This is a genomic window from Streptomyces sp. NBC_01077 (genome assembly GCF_045162855.1).
Taxonomy (GTDB): domain Bacteria; phylum Actinomycetota; class Actinomycetes; order Streptomycetales; family Streptomycetaceae; genus Streptomyces.
Genome location: NZ_CP108669.1, coordinates 8,963,014 through 8,978,878, shown reverse-complemented (window position 1 = coordinate 8,978,878; position 15,865 = coordinate 8,963,014). Strand labels below are relative to the sequence as shown.

Annotated in this window: 11 protein-coding genes; 4 read left to right on the top strand and 7 right to left on the bottom strand. The window is 74.2% G+C overall.

The genetic code is table 11. The annotated features are described in order from the left end of the window. Positions 1-140 precede the first annotated feature (140 nt). Genes OG462_RS40175 through OG462_RS40165 form a run of 3 tightly spaced genes read left to right on the top strand, consistent with a single transcriptional unit; the run spans position 141 to position 6,921 of the window. On the top strand, positions 141-1,295 hold the full coding sequence (locus OG462_RS40175) for an AAA family ATPase (RefSeq protein WP_406065749.1): 1,155 nt from the start codon (positions 141-143) through the stop codon (positions 1,293-1,295). Next, positions 1,292-4,972: a vWA domain-containing protein gene (locus OG462_RS40170; RefSeq protein WP_406065748.1), complete on the top strand. Its 3,681-nt coding sequence runs from the start codon at positions 1,292-1,294 to the stop codon at positions 4,970-4,972. The genes OG462_RS40175 and OG462_RS40170 overlap by 4 nt, the downstream gene beginning before the upstream one ends. After that, the gene (locus OG462_RS40165) at positions 4,969-6,921 is read left to right on the top strand and encodes a hypothetical protein (RefSeq protein ID WP_406065747.1); all 1,953 of its coding nucleotides are present in this window, start codon (positions 4,969-4,971) and stop codon (positions 6,919-6,921) included. The genes OG462_RS40170 and OG462_RS40165 overlap by 4 nt, the downstream gene beginning before the upstream one ends. 61 nt (positions 6,922-6,982) lie before the next feature. Here OG462_RS40165 and OG462_RS40160 read toward each other — a convergent pair whose 3' ends face one another. From OG462_RS40160 to OG462_RS40130, 7 genes are all read right to left on the bottom strand, one after another. Continuing rightward, the gene (locus OG462_RS40160) at positions 6,983-8,212 is read right to left on the bottom strand and encodes a sensor histidine kinase (protein ID WP_406065746.1); all 1,230 of its coding nucleotides are present in this window, start codon (positions 8,210-8,212) and stop codon (positions 6,983-6,985) included. Between the two features lie 84 nt (positions 8,213-8,296). Continuing rightward, entirely contained in the window at positions 8,297-9,376 is a 1,080-nt protein-coding gene (locus OG462_RS40155) for a pyridoxal-phosphate dependent enzyme (protein WP_406065744.1), read from the bottom strand. After that, on the bottom strand, positions 9,334-10,494 hold the full coding sequence (locus tag OG462_RS40150) for a GHMP kinase (protein ID WP_406065742.1): 1,161 nt from the start codon (positions 10,492-10,494) through the stop codon (positions 9,334-9,336). The genes OG462_RS40155 and OG462_RS40150 overlap by 43 nt, the downstream gene beginning before the upstream one ends. Continuing rightward, positions 10,491-11,366, bottom strand: a complete 876-nt coding sequence (locus OG462_RS40145; protein WP_406065740.1) for a Rossmann-like domain-containing protein — start codon at positions 11,364-11,366, stop codon at positions 10,491-10,493. Before OG462_RS40145 ends, OG462_RS40150 begins: the two co-directional genes overlap by 4 nt. 19 nt (positions 11,367-11,385) lie before the next feature. After that, on the bottom strand, positions 11,386-12,198 hold the full coding sequence (locus OG462_RS40140) for an ABC transporter ATP-binding protein (protein ID WP_406065738.1): 813 nt from the start codon (positions 12,196-12,198) through the stop codon (positions 11,386-11,388). Continuing rightward, positions 12,195-13,391, bottom strand: a complete 1,197-nt coding sequence (locus tag OG462_RS40135) for a FecCD family ABC transporter permease (protein ID WP_406065736.1) — start codon at positions 13,389-13,391, stop codon at positions 12,195-12,197. Before OG462_RS40135 ends, OG462_RS40140 begins: the two co-directional genes overlap by 4 nt. Beyond that, positions 13,381-14,418, bottom strand: a complete 1,038-nt coding sequence (locus OG462_RS40130; protein WP_406065734.1) for an ABC transporter substrate-binding protein — start codon at positions 14,416-14,418, stop codon at positions 13,381-13,383. Before OG462_RS40130 ends, OG462_RS40135 begins: the two co-directional genes overlap by 11 nt. Positions 14,419-14,573: 155 nt before the next feature. Between OG462_RS40130 and OG462_RS40125 the strand changes: the two genes are divergently transcribed. Next, on the top strand, positions 14,574-15,851 hold the full coding sequence (locus OG462_RS40125) for an MFS transporter (RefSeq protein ID WP_406065732.1): 1,278 nt from the start codon (positions 14,574-14,576) through the stop codon (positions 15,849-15,851). Positions 15,852-15,865: the final 14 nt, after the last annotated feature.

Sequence of the window (15,865 nt, the reverse complement as noted above, 5' to 3'; positions counted from 1 at the left end):
CTGCTCCAGCGGTACGGCGTGGCGCTCCCTCTTCCGGGGGCGCCACGCCGGGATCTCACCCGTACCCGTCCTGTCCCTAGCCCCGTAGTCGGGCCCCGTGCCCGTACCCCCCGTGTCTGCATCCCCGGAGGAATCCCCGTATGACCGTCACCGAACAGGCCGCCCCCGCCCGGCAGGTGCAGCCGGCCGAGGACCGTTACGCCGCCGAGCTCGCCTTCCTCGCCGCCCAGGACCCCGGCCCGCGCCCGCCCGGCTGGGCGCTGACCCCGCGCGCGGTCGTCACGTTCGTCTCCGGCAGCGACGGCGTGGAGCTCCCCCTGCCCGAACGCCGTGCCGGGCTGCCGTCGAAGCTGGAGATCGCCCCGAAGTTCGTCGGCGAGCGCGCTCTGGTGGAACGCTGTGTGGTCACCCTCGCCGGAGAGCGCGGGCTGCTGCTCACCGGCGAACCCGGTACCGCCAAGTCGATGCTGTCGGAGCTGCTCGCGGCCGCCGTCAGCGGGACCAGCGCCCTGACCGTGCAGGGCACGGCGGGCACCACGGAGGACGCGTTCCGCTACGGCTGGAACTACGCCCTGCTGCTCGCCCAGGGCCCCAGCCCGCAGGCCCTGGTCGACTCCCCCGTTCTCGCCGCGATGCGCACCGGGCGGGTCGTACGGGTCGAGGAGATCACCCGTTGTCTGCCCGAGGTGCAGGACGCCCTGGTCTCCGTCCTGTCCGACCGCCGGATCACCGTGCCCGAGCTGACCGCCACCGAGGACGCTGTGGTCGGCGCCGTACCCGGCTTCACCGTCATCGCCACGGCCAACCTGCGTGACCGGGGTGTCTCCGAGATGTCCGCCGCGCTGAAGCGGCGGTTCAACTTCGAGACGGTGGATCCGATCGCGGACGCCGACGCCGAGGCGGTCCTGATCCGTCGTCAGGCCGTCGCGGCGGTGCAGCGGGCAGGTGCGGCCTTCGGGGTCGACGACGCCGTCCTCGACGCCCTCGTCACCGTCTTCCGGGACCTGCGCTCCGGCCGTTCCACCGAGGGCTGGGACGTGGAGCGGCCCGGTACCGTCATGTCCACCGCCGAGGCGGTGCAGGTGGCGGCGTCGCTGGGGGTCGCGGCCGCCTACCTGCCGGGTGGCGACGTCCTCGATCTGCTGCCGGGCCATCTGCTGGGCGTCGTCCGCAAGGACGACCCGGCCGACCACGCGCGGCTGCTCGGCTACTGGGACGGACCGGTGCGCCGGCGGGCCGAGAGCGGCTCGGCGATGTGGCGGCGGCTCTGGGACCTGCGCGGGAGCCTGCGTTGACGATCCTCGAACCACGGGCGGCCGTGGACTCGCTGGCCGCATCGCGCGACCCGTATCTGCTGGGGGTGCGGCACCACAGTCCGGCTCTGGCCGCGGTGGTGCCCGCCCTGCTGGAGGAGGCGGGCGCCGAGGTCGTCTGTGTGGAGCTTCCGGCCGACTTCCAGCCGTGGCTGGAGCACCTGTCGGACCCGGAGACTGTCGCGCCGGTCGCGCTGGCAGGGGCGGGCGAGGGGGGACGGCTGTCGTTCTACCCCTTCGCCGACTTCTCGCCCGAGCTGGCGGCGGTCCGGTGGGCGCGGGCCCACGGGGTGGAGGTCGTCTGCTGCGACCTGCCGCTGTCCGACCCCGGCTGGGCACGGGGTACCGAACTCCCGGCGCCCGGATCGGGTGGGGCCGGTGGGGCCGGCACGGAGGAGGCGGTGGGGCGGAGTTCCTTCGCCTCGGCACTGGCGGCCGCCGGAACCGGGCGAGACGGCGATGACATGTGGGACCGGACTGTGGAAGTGCTCGCTCCCGGCTGCTCCCCCGAGGCGGTGCGCCGCGCGGCCCTCGGCGTGGGCTGGGCCCTGCGCGCCGACGCCACCACCGTGCCCGCCACCGACCTGGCCCGCGAGTCCCGCATGCGGGAGGTGGTCGCCACGGCGTCGGCAGGAGGCCGCCGGGTCGCCGCCGTGGTCGGCGCCTTTCATGCGCCTGCGTTGTGCCCGGCCGAGGCGCAGGACGGATCCTTCAGCGAGGGCGCGAGCGTAAGCGAAGGCGCAGGCGCAGGCACGGGCACAGGCACAGGCACGAGCACAGACGCAGGCACGGGCACAGACGCAGACGCAGACGCAGACAGCGGATCAGTACGGACCGGACCCGGCAGGGCGGCCTCTCGGGCCGCTGTCCCCGGAACCATCGGCACGGCGGTGACCTCGCTCGTTCCGTACTCCTTCGACCTGCTCGACTCGCGGTCCGGGTACCCCGCCGGCATCCGCGACCCGCTGTGGCAGCAGGCCGTGTTCACCGCCGGAGGGGACCCGGACCGGATCCGTGCGGCGGCCGCGGCCGCCCTCACCGGTCTGTGCCGGGAGATGCGCCGGGCGGGCCACACCGCCGGGACCGGCGAGGCCGCCGAGACCTTGCGGCTGGCCTTCGACCTGGCGACGCTGCGCGGGCTGCCCGCGCCGGGGCGCGGTGAACTCCTCGAGGCCGTCACCACCGTGCTCGGGCAGGGCGAACCCCTCGGTCGGGGCCGGGCTCTGGCCCGGGCCCTGGAGGCGGTGTTCGTCGGCACCGCGCGCGGCCGGATCAGCCCGCACGCGCCCCGCTCGGGTCTGGGACCCTCGGTGGAGGACGAGCTCGGCCGGCTCCGACTGCCCCGTCCGGAGGACCCCGAGCCCCGTGAGGTACGGCTCGACCCGCTCCGTTCGCCGCTGGACGGCCGCCGCGAGGTGCTGCTGCAGCGCCTGCTGGTGATCGGCGCCTCCTACGGCGAACCCCTCGCCGTGGCGGCCACCGGCGACGGCACCGCGCTCGGCACCAAGTGGCGCCTGACGTGGACGCCGTCCGTGCCCGCGCGGCTCGACCTCGCCGGAGCGCGCGGGGTCACCGCGGCCCAGGCAGCCGCCGGCACCCTGGGCGAGACCGCGCGCCGCGAAGCGGCCGAGGGCGGCCCCACCCCGGCCCAGATCCTGGCGGGACTGGCCTCCGCCGCCCGCTGCGACCTGCCCGAGCTGGTGGAGGCGCGGCTGCACGAGGCCGCCACCGTAGTGCCCGACGCCGCAGGCCTGCCCGAACTCCTCGAAGCGCTGGACCTCTTGGAGGGCATACGGCGCGGCCACTACCCCGGTACCACCCAGGACGTCCGCGACACGGCCGGTGTCCTCACCGGCGAGCTCCTCGAAGCCGCCGTACGCTCGCTGCCCGGTCTTGCCGGGAGCGACGCACCCGCGGACGCCGGGGCGCTCGTCGCACTCGCCGACCGGACGGCCGCCCGGCACCTTGGCCTCCGGCTTGATCAGGCGCTCGCCGAACTCGGTTCCGGGGCATCGCCGTTGATGCAGGGAGCCGCCCTGGCCGTACGGGTGATGCTCGACCTGGATCCGGCGTCCGGGCTCGGCGAGCGTGCGGCCGGTTGGATCGACGGGGCAAGCTCACCTGACACGCGACGGGCGCTGACGAAGCGGCTCGTGGGACTGCTCACGGCCGCCGCTCCGCTCCTCCAGGCATCGCCGGCGGCGCTCACCCCGCTGCTCGACCGGGTCGAATCGCTCCCCGACCAGGAGTTCCTCGACCGGCTCCCGGCCCTGCGGGGCGGTTTCGACGTGCTGGCTCCGGCCGCCCGCGACCGGCTGCTCACCACGGTGACCGAGCGCCTCGGCGATCGGCTCGACCTCTCCCTCGACGCGCCGCCCGAGCTGCTCGCCCTCTGGGCGGCGGCCGACGCGGCCGGGCTCGCCGCGCTGAAGGTGCGGCCCCTGCCCGGTCCGGACGGGTCCGGGCCACGTCCCGAGCCCGACGCCGGCGTGACCGCCACCGATCCGGCGGGGACGACCACAGGAGGTTCGCCGGACCGGCGGCTCGGCAGCGCCGACCGGTGGCGACTCCTCCTCGGCCGCCACAAGGACCGGCTCACCGGCGACGCGCGCCGCTATGCCCGCGCCCTGGACGAGCTGTACGGCGGCGGAAGCGGCGAGGGTGCCGACGACCTGGACCGCGGGTCCGGTCAGGGCGGCGGGCAGGATCCCTCCTTCCCCACCGCCCGGGAGTGGTCACAGGAACTGGAGGCGCTCTTCGGCGCCGACGTACGCGAAGAGGTCCTCGCCGAGGCCGCCGACGCGGGGCGCTCCGACGTGCTCACCCAGCTGGACCCGGCGGCGGTGCGGCCGTCGGTGGAGCTGCTGAGTTCGGTGCTCTCCCTGGCCGGTGGCATGCCCGAGGCACGACTCGCTCGGCTGCGGCCGCTGGTGAAGCGGCTCGTCGACGAGCTGGCGCGGGAGTTGGCCACCCGGTTGCGGCCCGCGCTCTCCGGTCTGGCCACCCCGCGCCCGACCCGGCGTCCGGGAGGGCGTCTCGACCTCGCTCGTACCCTGCGGGCCAACCTCGCGCGTACGCGGCGCACGGCCGACGGCCGTGTCGTGGTCGTGCCGGAGCGGCCGGTGTTCAGCACCCGGGTCGGCAAGGAGGCGGACTGGCGGCTGATCCTGGTGGTCGACGTCTCCGGCTCGATGGAGGCCTCGGTGATCTGGTCGGCGCTGACCGCCGCGGTGCTGGGCGGTGTACCGACGTTGTCCACGCACTTCCTGGCCTTCTCCACCCAGGTGGTGGACCTGACCGACCGGGTGGACGACCCCCTGTCGCTCCTCCTCGAGGTACGGGTCGGGGGCGGTACGCACATCGCGGCGGGACTCGCGCACGCCCGCTCGCTGATCACCGTTCCGAGCCGCACCCTCGTCGTCGTGGTCAGCGACTTCGAGGAGGGCGCACCGCTCGCCGGGCTGCTGGGGGAAGTTCGGGCGCTGGCCTCGTCCGGCGCGCACCTGCTGGGCTGTGCGGCACTCGACGACGCCGGAACGCCCCGCTACTCGGTGCCGGTGGCGCGTCAACTCGTCGCCGCCGGGATGCCGGTGGCCGCCCTCAGCCCGCTCGCCCTCGCCCGCTGGGTGGGCGACCGCCTCCGTGGAGAATCCCGTTGAGCACCGAAGTCCTGCCTCCCGTCGCCCCCGAGGTCCTCGCCGAGGCCGTGGAACAGCTCAGCGCACGGCTGCGCAAGAAGCTCGACGCGGCGATCGCGGACTGCGCCGAGCACGCCGCCCCGGGCGCTGACGGGTCCGTCGACGTGCGGTTCGGCGAGGACGCGGTGGTCACTCTGCGCCCCGGCCCGTCGGGCGCGGTCACCGACGCCGCGCAGGCGGTGTGTACGTGTCTGCTGGCCCCGCGCTGTCTGCACCGGGCGGCGGTGCTCGGCGCGGCGCCGATCGCGGACGCGGTGGCTGCCGGGGAGGGGGAGGGTGACGGGGACACGGCGCCCGCTGCCTCCCTGACGTCCGGGACTTCCGAGGCGGCGGGCGGCGGTGCGGAACAGGCCGTCGCAGCCTCCGCCCCCTCGGTGCCGTCCACGTCCTCCGCGTCGTCCGCGTCCTCCGCCGGTTCGCGGGACGTGCACGACGTCGTCGGCAGCGGGGCCGTGGAAGGCCCCGAGCCTGCCCTCACCGCCGCTCAGGTGCGGGCCGCGGCCGCGCTGTGGGAAGCCGCCGCCGAGGCTCTGTCCGCCGGTGTCACGGCGGGTGGGGCGGTGGTCCAGGCCGAGCTGTTGCGCGCTGCCCACACCGCGCGGCTCGCCGGGCTGCCGCACGCCGAGGCAGCCGCGTTGCGCGTCGTACGGGGACTGCGTGCCGCACGGGAGCGCAGCCAGGGGCAGCGCCTCGGCGAACTCGCCGGCGCCTTCCGGGAGCTGCTGGCCGGTGCCGCCCTGCTCGCTTCCGGGTCGGCCGCGCCCGGGGTGGCCGGGACCGCGCGCCGCACGTACGAACAGGGCGGCAGCCTCCGCGTGTACGGCCTGTGCAGGGAGCCGGTCCTGTCGGCCACGGGGTACGGAGGTGTCGCCACCCATCTGCTGGGTGCTGACGGCTCCTGCTACTCGGTTTCCGACGTACGTCCCGGGGGGCTGGCCCGGGCCAGAGGAGCGGGATCCGCGTCCGTGGCGCTCGGTGGGGCCGTCCTCGACCACGCGGGGCTGGCGCGCGGAGGGCTGAGGATCGTCGGCGCGACCGTTTCCGCCGACGGACGGCTGGGGGCGGGCCGTGGAGTGAGCGCGACCCCGTTGCGCGGGGTGGAGTGGTCCGGGGCGCCCGTGGCGCAGCTGTTCGCAAGGCCGGTGCGCGAGGCGATGGCCGCGGCGCTCGGTGACGGCTCTCACGGCGCCGGTTCGTCCGGGAGCGGCGCGTCCGATGCGGCGCTGCTCGGCTGTGACGTCGAGGTGGTCGGGGTGGCCGGGGAGCACCTCGTGGTCCGGGTCGCCGAGGGTGGGCCGCTGCTGCGGCTGCGCCCCGCGCATCCTCATCCTGAACTGCCGCACGCCGCCAATCTGCGGCGGATCGCGGAGAGCCCGGGGCTCGCGCTGCGGGTGTTGGGCCGCCCCGATCCGGAGCGGGCGGCGACGCTCCGGCCGCTCGCGGTCGGCCCGGTGCCGGGCGCGTCGTACACGCTGCGACTGCCGGAGGAGTGGCTGGGCCGGGCGGACCTGGGGTACGACCGCCTCCAGGGCAGCCACTTCCCGCCCGAGGCGGCGCGCACCGGATCTGTCGGGCTTCCGGTGACCGTCGGTCCGGATCCTCTGGCGGACGCGCCGCTGTGGCGGGTGCGGCGCCTCCTGGAGACGGGGGTCGCCGGTGGGCGACGTGCCGTGGCCGAGGCCGGCCGCGGGTCGGACACGGCCGGCCTCGTCGCCCCGCTGCGGCGGGCGGGATTCGGCGGAGCCGCGCATCTGGCGGCGGCCTTGACTGCGGAGGCGGACCGCCGCCCCCGCGATGCCTTCGGCCGTCTCACGGACGCCTCCGCCGACGGATACGCGAGGGCGTGGCTCGCCTCGGCGGTCCACCTGGCGGCTGCGGAGAGGTCGTTGGTGGTGGCTTCCTGGTCCTGACGCGAGCGGCATGCCCGCACGGAGGAACTCCAGGGCAGGTCCCCGTCGGACCGGAGGAGGATCAGGTGGTCGCGGGGTGGAGGGGGATGGCGGCGGAGAGGACCGTGCCCTCGTTCGGGTGGGATTCGATGGTGAGGGTGCCGCCGAGCTGGTGGGCGCGGGTTCGGATCGCGGGGAGGCCGTGGCCGCGTGGGCCGCGGGCGTCCCGGGCTGCGGATGTGCCGTCGGTCCAGGTGGTCGTGGGGTCGAAGCCGTGGCCGTTGTCGGAGACGTCCAGGACGACCTGGTCGTCGAGGTACGTCAGGGTCAGGGCCGCGGTGGTGGCGCCCGAGTGTTCGCGGACGTTGGCGAGGGCACCCTGGGCGATGCGGAGCAGGGCCGACTGGACGCGGTCCGGCAGCGGGGTGGTGGGGGCGCCGTCGATGTGGCAGTGGACGGTGATGCGGTCGCTGGTCTCTCGGCCGGCGAGCGTCCGGAGGGCCTGGTCGAGGCCGTTGCCGTCCGCGAGGTCTGCGGGGGCCAGGTCGTGGACGAAGCGGCGGGCTTCGGTGAGGTTGTGTTCGGCGATCGCGGTGGCCGTACGCACATGGGTGTGGGCGGTCGCCGGGTCGGTGTCCCAGACGCGATCGGATGCCTGGAGGAGCATCTGCTGGCTCGACAGGCCCTGCGCCAGGCTGTCGTGGATCTCCATCGACAGGCGCTGCCGTTCGGCGAGGATGCCCTCGCGGCGTTCGGTGGCGGCCAGTTCTCGCCGGGTGCGGATCAGGTCGTCGATGAGCTCGCGCTGGCGCCGGGACTGACGGTCCATCTGGACGAAGACCGCGACGGCGATCGCGGCGATGGCCGGCGGCGCGAGGAAGACGTCGACGTCGAGGCGTCCCGAGAGCCGTAGGTGTGCGGTCACCGATGTGGCGGTGACCAGGGCGATGAGGGCGATCGCCGCCGGCGGGCGGAGGGTGCGCAGGCCGATGAAGAAGAGGGGGACCGCGCACCAGCCGAAGCTCGGCGCGAGCCAGACCAGGGCCATCCAGACGGCGACGACCGCCCCGAGCCAGACGTAGCGGAGCGCCGTCCGGCGCCGGCCCAGGAGCGGGTCGAGGACGTAGAGGACCGCCAGGGTGACGGAGAGGGAGACGACCCACGGTGCGAGGTTCTCGCCCGTGTGCCGGATCAGGAAACGGGCCAGGGCGGAGCCCAGGAGCAGGAGGAACGCCACGTACAGCAGGATCCGGAGCCAGCCGTCGCCCCGTTCCGTGGTGTCCTCGCCGTAGCCGCCACCGTCGTGCACCATTACCTGCTTTCCCTGTCCATTGGGGTATCTATGGGGTGAACACAGCAAACATCCCATAGTGTCCCAGGACGGTGGTGGGCGGCGTCATCGGACCGATTGCCTCGCCCCCTCGGTGGCCCCCTCGGTGGCCTGCTCCGCGTGCCTGCGGCTCCAGGGCATGCGATTCCAGGACATGCGGGACCACGGGAGCGTCAGTTCGGCCTGGTCGGCGATGTCTTCAGGGGTGAAGTGGGTGAGAGGGGTCGCCTCGCGGTGGCGGGCGAAGACGGTGTCGACGTAGCGGTGGCCCGTGTCCGGGGCGATGAAGAGGACGGTCCGTCCGGGGCTGCGCTCGCGTTCGTGGCGCGCGGCGAGGTAGGCCGCGCCGGTCGACAGGCCCGCGAAGAGGGCGTGCCGGCGCAGGAGGTCGACGGCGCCCGAGAGTGCGGCGCCGAAGGCGATCCAGTGCAGGGTGTCGTACAGCTCGTGCGAGACGTTCCCGAAGGGGATGGAGCTGCCGATGCCGGCGATGATGATCTCCGGGTCGGAGGTGTGCTGCGCTCCGAAGGTGAGGCTGCCGAAGGGCTGGACGCCGACGAGTTCGACGTCGGCCGCCATCTCGTGGGCCGTTCCCTTGTCCGGGGTCCGCAGGTAGCGGGTGAGGGCGCCGGTGGAGGCGCCCGAACCTACTCCGCCGACCACCGTGAGCCGGGCGCCGTCGGTCTCCTCGCGGACGCGGTCGGCGATCGCGCGGTAGCCGAGGTAGTGGATGTCGTCGTGGTACTGCCGCATCCAGTGGTACTCGGGGTGTGCGGCGAGGATCTCGTGGATCCGCTCGACCCGTCGCTTCTGGTCGAGCTTCAGGTCGCTGCTCGGCTCCATCTGTTCCAGGGTCGCGCCGAGTACGGCGAGCTGGGTGCGCAGGGTGTGGTCGACCGTCGTCGAGCCGACGATGTGGCAGTGCATGCCGTGCCGGTGGCAGGCGAGGGCGAGGGCGTACGCGTAGATGCCGCTGGAGCTGTCGAGAAGCGTGTCCCCGCGCCGTACGACTCCGGTGTCGAGGAGGTGGCGTACGGCGGCGAGCGCGGAGACCACCTTCATCGTCTCGAAGCGCAGGCACACGAGCCGGTCGTCGAGGCGTATCAGGTCCGGCCGGCCGATCGCCTCCGCGATGTGCTGGTCCATGTGGTGAGCTCCTTGGTCGTAGGACGTGTGGGGGCGGGCGGAGCGGTGTAGGTGGTGAAGGTGCGTTCGGTGGGGATGCCCTGGGCGTCCAGGGAGCGGCGGCAGCCATGGACCCGGTGCCGCAGGCCTGGTGTTGCCGGGTCGAACAGGACGCCCGCCACGGCGCCGCTGTGCGCGATCTGCACGCCCGCCGCCCCGGATCGCCGGGCGATCGCGAGCAGGGCGTCGAACTCCGGGTGATTGAGGACCTGTTGGCCACGCCGGGCACTGGCCGTGGCGACCTTCCCCAGAAGGGTGACGTCGCCGGTTGCCAGCGCGCGGCGCAGTAGGTCGCGGAGCCGTTCGTAGGCGCGGAGGTCGGCGTCGGTGGCCTCCCGTACGGGCAGGGCGAGGGTGTCCACGGGCGCTCCCCCGCCGAGCGTGCAGCCCACGACGACCAGGCGCGGCAGGGCCGGGCCGAGTACCTCCAGGACCCGGCCCTCCCGCTGGGCGAAGAGGACCGGGCGGGCGTCGAGCATCAGCGGATCGCAGGCCCGTTCCGCCCGGACCGCCAGGCGGGCGACCGTCTCGGGGCCGAGGCGGAGCCCGTACGCGTCGGCGACCGCGCGGACGGTCGCGATCACATCACTGGTGGAACTGCCCATGCCCAGGCCCACGGGAATGTCACTGGTGAGCCTCACCTCCCCGCCGCAGGGCGGTAGTCCGGACCTCCGGGCACATTCCGCGACGGCGAGGGCCGCGGCGCGCGCGGCCTTCGTGCGGTCGGCGGGCACGACGGTGAGCGCGTGGGTCGGTGTCCCGGACCGGCGGACGAACGCGGCGCGGCTGCCGAGGCCTGCCAGGGGGAGGGTGACCAGGCCCGCGCACCGGCGCCCGGCGGCGTCGAGGAAGACACCCTGGAGGAGCTCGCCGTGATGGGAGGGGGCATGGCCGGTGCCCCGGTCCGGGCTCGGGACTCGGTCCGAGTCGGTGCGGGTTCCGGTGGCGGTGCCGGTCCCCGTGACCGTGCCGGTCCCCGTGACCGTGCCGGTGCCGGTGCCGGTGCCGGTGCCGATGACCGTGCTGGTGCCGGTTCCCGTGACCGTGCCGGTGCCCGTGGCGGTGTCGGCCGGGGTCATGTGCCGGCCGCCGTGCGGTAGCGGTACAGGACCGTCTCCTCGCCGCTGAACTGGGAGAAGGGGAACGGCTCCGCCGACACGGCCGTCACCCCCGATCCGAGGAAGGCGCGGGCGACGGCGCTGCCGCTCTGCGCGTAGACGATCAGCGGGATCCCGCGGTCACGGCAGCGCTCCAGGATCGTGTCGAACGATCCGTTGCTCAGGGTCATTCCCGTGGCGACGACCGCCTCGGCCCGGTCGAGGACCTCGTGCATGTCGTCCGTGACGGGGTCGCCCCACTGGGTGGCCTTGAGGTTGAAGTCGCAGGGCAGGGGTTCGCCGCCACGCTCGCGGATCGCCGCGACCAGGGGGTTCACCACGCCGATGAGGCCGACCTCGGCACCGTTCCCGATGTCGAGCAGCCCCGCGATGGCCGCGTCGCGGGCCTTCGCCCGGACCTCCGGGGTGCCGGCGGGCAGGGTGACGGGCTCGGCTTCGCCCTCGTCCGCGGCCGTCCGGTGCGGGCGGGCATGGGCGAGACAGGCGTCGAGGGCGGCGATCCGCAGGGGGCGCGGGGCGTCGCGCAGCAGGACGTCGAGCGGGGTGCCGGAGAAGTCGTGGCAGATCGACGGGGTGAGCTCGCCGGCCTCGAAGGCGCAGCCGCCGAAGGAACCGCCGAGCCTGACGAGGACGTACTGGTTGAGGTAGGTGGTGTCGCCCCCGGCCAGTCGGGTGCCGTGGTGGATCCAGAACACGCTGGTGGCGACGAGTTCCGAAGGGAGCGTGCCGTGTTCGCCCGCCAGGACCGCCGCTATGAGCTGGTCGACGGAGGCCGCGGAGGTGGTGGTGAGGGCTGATTGCGTGGTGGTGATGGGCTGGGGAGTGCTGTTCATCAGGGACCTTGTGCTCGTTTCAGAGGGTTGTGGGTCGGAGTGCCCGGAGTGAGGTGAGGCGCTGAGCGCCGAGCGGTCCGCGGTAGGTGACGGCCGGGTGTCCCAGGGCATCGGCGGTGAGTTCGGCGTCGACATCGAAGACCTCGGCGAGCCGCTCTGCCGTCAGCACCTCGGCCGGCGTGCCGGAGGCGACCAGTCGGCCGTGGTGCAGGAGCAGCAGCCGGTCGCAGTACCGGGCGGCGAGCGACAGGTCGTGCAGGGCGACCAGGACGGTGAGGTCGGTTCCGGTCAGCAGCTCCATCAGTTCCAGCTGGTGCTTGACGTCGAGGTGGTTGGTGGGTTCGTCGAGGAGCAGTGCGTGCGGTTGCTGGGCCAGCCCGCGGGCGATGTGGGCGCGTTGGCGTTCGCCGCCGGACAGCGCCTTCCATGAGCGATCGGCGAGCGCGGTGAGACCGACCGCCTCCAGAGCGGCCGCCGTCATCGCGCGGTCGCCGGCGTCCGGACCGCGCCAGCGGTCCCGGAACGGTGTCCGGCCCAGACCCACCACATCGGCGACCCGCAGGTCACTGTCGGCGCCCGAGTCCTGCGCGACGAACGCGACGTGGCGGGCGATCCGGCGCGCGCTCCAGTCCCGTACGGACTCGCCGTCGTAGCGGACCGTGCCCGTGTCGGGGGCGCGGAGCCCGGCGAGACAGCGCAGCAGGGAGGACTTGCCCGAGCCGTTGGGGCCGAGCAGTCCGACCGTCTCACCGGGCGCTACGGCCGCGCTGACCTCCCGTACGACCGGTGTGCCCGCGACCGACCAGCTCAGGTTCTCGGCGGCGATCCTCACAGCTCGCCCCTCCTTCGCAGGACGAGGAGGAACAGCGGTACGCCGAGCAGCGCGGTGATCACGCCGACAGGAACCTCGCGGGGTGCGAAAGCGATCCGCGCGAGCGCGTCCGTCCACACCAGGAACACCGCGCCCGCCAGCGCCGCGTACGGCAACAGCGCCCGGTGCAGCGGACCGACGAGGAACCGCACCCCGTGGGGGACGATCAGCCCGACGAAGCCGATGGCGCCGACGGTCGCCACCGCGACGGCGGTGAGCGCGGCCGTCACCACCAGGAGCAGCATCCTGGTGTGCCGTACGCCGATGCCGAGGGAGGCGGCGGTGTCGGTGCCGAACGCGAGCCCGTCGAGGGCGTTCGAGCACAGCCACGCGACGGTGAGCCCCAGGGGGGTGACGATCGCGCAGACCATGACGGTGCTCCAGCGGGCCGGTGCCATCGAGCCCAGCAGCCAGTGGGTGACGGCGCGGGTGGTGTCCGCGTCCGCCGAGGCCATCAGGACGAGGGAGGTCAGCGCGGTGAGGAGCTGACCGACGACCACTCCTGTGAGGACGATGCGGACGGAGTCGAGTCCGGTACGCCGGAGCAGGAGGAGGAGCAGGCCGAAGGCGAGTAGCGCGCCGGCGAGCGCGCCGCCGGTGACGCCGAGCGTGCCCGCCCCGATCCCGAGGACGACGACGGTGACGGCTCCGGTCGACGCGCCGGAGGACACACCGAGCAGGTAGGGGTCGGCGAGCGCGTTACGGGTGACCGCCTGGAGCACGGCGCCGCATACGGCGAGCGACGCCCCGACCAGGGCGGCCATGAGGACGCGCGGCAGCCGTAGGTCCCAGATGAGCGAGTCGACGAGCGGGGGCAGGGGCTCGACGTCCAGACCGAGGTGGGTCGCGAGGACGCGGGCGAGGTCACCCCAGCCGATGTCGGCGGTGCCGATGCGCACGGCTGCCGCGAGGGAGGCCACCAGGACGGCGGCGGCGGTGGCAGCCGTGAGGAGCGGGGGGAAGGGACGGGGTGGGGCGGTGCGTGCGGGCTTGGGCTGCTTGGGCGGCGGAGCTGCCTCGGTGGACGGAGCGGGGTTGGCGGGTTGAGCAGGGTTGATGGACTGGGCAGGGTTCGCGGGCCCACCAGGGTTCGCGGGCTGAGCCGGGACGAGGAGGCCTCCCGGGGGCCCACCGGGCGGCGGGTCAGTGGGCATGCCCGAGGTCCTTCATGCCCTGGGCGAGCAGTCCGAGGGCGTGCACGGAGCGCACCGAGGGGTCGAGTTCTATGCCCGGTACCTCGAGGATCTTGTTGTCGCGGACCGCCGCCAGCCGGGAGATCACCGGGTGGCCGGTCATCGTGCCCCGCTTCTCGGCGGCGCTGTCGCCGGGCCTGCCGCGCTCGGACAGGTCGCCGATCACGATGAAGTCCGGGTCACGGCGGGCGACTTCCTCCCACGAGACCTCGGGCCAGTCCTCGGCGACGTCGTCGAAGGCGTTCTTCGCGCCGACGATCCTGCTCATCTCACTGGGCAGACTCGTCCCGCCGGCCACGTACGGCATGCCGTTGAAGACGGAGTAGAGGAAGACGACGGTCGGCCGGTTCTCGCCCCGGGGCGTCGCGGCGGCGTTCGCCCCCGCCCTGGCGACCGCCGCGCGCTGGTCGGCCGCGAGCTTGCGCGCGCGTTCCTCGGCGCCGAAGAGCTTCCCCAGGTTCTCGTAGTCGGAGAAGAGCAGCTCGAAGGGGGTCGTGCCGGGCGGGTTGTGCTGCGGGCAGTCCACGGCGCTGACGAAGGTGGGGAGCTTCAGGGCGGCCAGCTCCTCGCGGGTCCCGGCGCGGTCCTTGGTGTAGAGGTCGGCGGACCCGGCGACGACGAAGTCGGGGGTGGAGGCCAGCAGTTGCTCACCGGTGGCGATCTTCGGGGCGATGACCGGGACCTTCGCGTAGGCCGCCGCGTACGGAGCGGGGATCTTCGTCTTCAGGTTGGCCGTGCCCGCCATCCGGTCCTGGAGCCCGAGTTCGAGCAGGGTCTCCGTCGAGGCCTGGTCCAGGGCGACGGTCCGCCGCGGCGGCTCGGCCAGGGAGACCTGACGGCCGCAGCTGGTGACGGCGGCCGCCTTGCGGGCGCCGGCTCCGGTGGCGGGCTTCGGCTCAGCTGCGGGGCGGTCACCGGCTGCGGTCGAGCAGCCCGCGGTGGCGAGGGCGAGCGTCAGGGCGATGCCGAGACGGGCGGGGTGGCGCATGGGGTTCTCCGGTCTGGGAGGTACGGGCATGGGTGTTGTCGTGCACCGGGCAGGAGTGCCGCGTTCGAAGGGTACTGTAATGGCAATCATTTTCATTAGTGACACCGGGGGCGGTTCCACGAGCCGCTCCCCCACCTCCGAGGAGCCATCGCACCGTGTCCACCACACCCGCCCCGACGGCGGCCAAGTCCCTTGCCCCGCCCCCGCGTTCGATCATCCGGGACCCTGCGTTCCTGCGCCTGTGGGCGGGGACCACCGCCTCCGGGCTCGCGACCTGGGCCCTGCCCTTCGTCCTCGGGCTCGCCGTACTGCACCGCGACCTCGGCGCCGCCGCACTCGGCCTGGTGCTCGCCGCGCGCACCGCGGGCTTCCTCGTCGCCGTCGCCGTCGGCGGCGTCCTGGCCGACCGGCACTCGCGCCGCACGGTCGTCCTCTGGTCCGGCCTCGCGGCCGCGGCCGCCGCTCCCCTCCTCGCCGCCGGTCTCGGCCACTCGCTCGGGCTGATGACGGCGGCCGCCGCACTCGCCGGCGCCGGGCAGGGCGCCTGCCGACCGGCGTTCCAGGCGCTCACCGCCGAGACCGTCGCGCCCGAACGCCGTCAGCAGGCCAACGCCGCCATGACCCTGGCCGTACGGAGCTCCACACTCGCCGGACCCGCACTCACCGCGCTCCTCGCGGCCCTCCTCGACGTGCGGACCCTGCTGCTGGGCATCGGGGTGTTGTGGCTGGCCGCCGCACTCGTCCCCGGCCGCGGGGCGGTGCGGACGACGGAGCCGGCCGATCCGTCGACTGTCGGCTCCGCCCCGCGCGCCGGGTTCCGGGCCGAGTTCCTGGAAGGCATACGCGAGGCGCGTCGCCACCCGTGGTTCCTCGCGGGACTCGGCGCCCTCGTCGCCGTCATCGCGCTCGGCTACTCCGCCACCAGCGTCGCGCTGCCCCTGATCAGCCGGGACCGCTACGGCACCCAGTGGGTTCTTGCCGCGGCCATGACCGCGTACACCGTGGGCGCGCTCGGCGGGGCACTGGTCATCGCCCGCCTGCGGCCGCGCTCCCAGGGCTGGGCGGCGTTCGCCGGGCTCGGCGCGTACGGTGTCGCGCCGCTGAGTCTGATGCTGCCCGTGCATCCGGCCGTGGTCGTCGTCGCGTACGCCGTGGCCGGGATCGGCATCGAGCTCTTCAACGTGCCCTGGTTCACCGCCACTCAGCGCGAGGTGGCCCCGGACAAGCTGGCCCGCGTCTCCTCGCTGGACTTCCTGGTGTCCTACGGACTCGCGCCCGTCGGGCTCGCGTTGATCGCCCCCGCCATCGACCTCTTCGGGGTCACGGCGGTACTCGCCGCATGTGCGGCGGCGTGTTTCCTCGTACCGGCCGCCGCGGCGCTCGTGCCCACCGCCCGCCACTTCGCGCGCACGGATCGGGACTCGACGGACTGACGAACCGGGCCGCC

What these genes read in the sequence shown, in the direction of transcription:
- OG462_RS40175 (WP_406065749.1), top strand. Translation starts at nt 141, where the DNA reads ATGACCGTCACCGAACAGGCCGCCCCCGCCCGGCAGGTGCAGCCGGCC.
- OG462_RS40160 (WP_406065746.1), bottom strand. Translation starts at nt 8,212, where the DNA reads ATGGTGCACGACGGTGGCGGCTACGGCGAGGACACCACGGAACGGGGC.
- OG462_RS40155 (WP_406065744.1), bottom strand. Translation starts at nt 9,376, where the DNA reads ATGGACCAGCACATCGCGGAGGCGATCGGCCGGCCGGACCTGATACGC.
- OG462_RS40150 (WP_406065742.1), bottom strand. Translation starts at nt 10,494, where the DNA reads ATGACCCCGGCCGACACCGCCACGGGCACCGGCACGGTCACGGGAACC.
- OG462_RS40145 (WP_406065740.1), bottom strand. Translation starts at nt 11,366, where the DNA reads ATGAACAGCACTCCCCAGCCCATCACCACCACGCAATCAGCCCTCACC.
- OG462_RS40135 (WP_406065736.1), bottom strand. Translation starts at nt 13,391, where the DNA reads ATGCCCACTGACCCGCCGCCCGGTGGGCCCCCGGGAGGCCTCCTCGTC.
- OG462_RS40130 (WP_406065734.1), bottom strand. Translation starts at nt 14,418, where the DNA reads ATGCGCCACCCCGCCCGTCTCGGCATCGCCCTGACGCTCGCCCTCGCC.